Source organism: Sulfolobus sp. B1, assembly GCF_007050195.1.
Taxonomy (GTDB): Archaea; Thermoproteota; Thermoprotei_A; order Sulfolobales; family Sulfolobaceae; genus Saccharolobus.
Window position 1 is genome coordinate 1 of record NZ_QIMI01000219.1, and the last position, 1,716, is coordinate 1,716.

Annotated in this window: 1 protein-coding gene; it reads right to left on the minus strand. The window is 35.5% G+C overall.

The window, feature by feature from the left end; translation table 11 throughout:
• Nucleotides 1–261 precede the first annotated feature (261 nt).
• Nucleotides 262–1,716 (minus strand): DUF2139 domain-containing protein (locus DMP16_RS09610; protein ID WP_255446867.1); only part of this gene is annotated, 1,455 nt, incomplete at its 5' end.

The window sequence follows — 1,716 nt, forward strand, 5'->3', positions numbered from 1 at the left end:
CCTTGCCATAATTATCGACTTCCCCTTCTTTCACATCTTTTATTTCTACTCCAGCCTTAGGCGGTCTGACAATGATAGCCCTCATCAAACTATATTCTTTTAGGTTTTAGATTTTAAGCGTTATAACTAACAAGTTAAAAATCTTAAGAATTAGATACAATTATATAATTTTTATAGAAACGATGCATAATACCATAATTATCTAACGAGATAATTACATGATCTTATAATTTGCTTTAGAGTTTGGATATTTGTGACTTCTCAAGGATCTAAAATTATTTCCATCTTAATTCTTTTGATATTTTCATCAAAAGAGAAGGCTAGAAGATCATAGTATGAGGATAGATCTACTGTATTCCATCCCTCTCTTAAGTGAATGTGATCTTCAACAACCTTTGATAATAAGTTATATTCACAGATGTTTAGGTTAGTGCTTTCATCAGTAAAAACTCTCAACTTCTTATTTGTGAAACCTTTCAGTGGTATACCCCCAAACCAACCTTTAATGCCAGTATTTCCCTTCACGTAACTTCCATCAAAGATCCATATTCTAATAGCATTCCATGCGTTTGACATTAATTCCCTTGTTCTTATGGCGTAAATTTTTCCCTCACCACTCCTATAAGTGTAAGCCGGGGAATGATTAGCATAAGATGTGCCGAAATATACGTTATAACCATCGCTCACTATTCCAGATATAAATCCGCTGATGGAGATTATTTGAGGAACGACTGGGTCAACTCTTAAAATCATACTTACCGTAGTCCTAAGTGTAGGTTCTGTAAGCCCTTCCGAAGGATTAACCCCTATGATAGGAATTCCCATCAAGTAAACTTTTTGGGTTCTCAATCCGGGTATATAAGAAGGTCTTTCCGACTCATTGTTAATTACCTCTAAGAAGGGATATAAAGTGTGTTTATCCTTATAAGGATCAGATACTACGAGAGCTCCACCGTAAAACGATATTAACTTATTCTGAAGCTGAACGATTTGTCCTCCGTCACGTTTAATTTTGATCTTATCATCAAGGTTTATTCCAAATTCAAACTCCTCAACTATTTTAGACTTATTTTCTATCATATCATAAACTACTATAGATGAATTTTCAAAGTGAGCTGGGTTGAACACAGTACCAAAAATCTTGTCATCCTTAATCTCCAATTTATAAACAGTCCTATCTCTAATTATCCACTCAGCCTTTCTATCGCCTAAGCTTAGTTTCCATAGTCCTAGTTCAGCATGACCATCAGCCCTAGAGAAATATAAGGTATTCTCATGACCGTCATAAACTAAGTCGGTTACTTCTCCATACCAATGATTAGGTGGTATCTTATCATCCCACTTTCTACTCCACAATAATTCTACTCTATCCTTATCATCTATGGCGTGTATATGGCTGTATTTTTCCCTCATGTCCTGCTTAACCAAAGTTCTGTCACTCGAAACCAATAGTCCAGGAGGAGCTTTTAGCCAACCTCCGAAAAATACTAGGTCTTTGGAGTTAGTAATTGCTCCATGCGTATCCCCTCCAGCTTTAGGAAGTTTCCCTAAGACTTCATAAGAGTATATTAGCTTTTCTTCAGCATAGACTTTACCCGAATGTCCTTCATGAATTATTAACTTCCCATTAGAAGGGTGGAAAGTCATATAGAAACATCTGAATTGGTTTTGTCCCATTCCTACTTCATCATATGTTATAAATTTTCGTAAATTTAG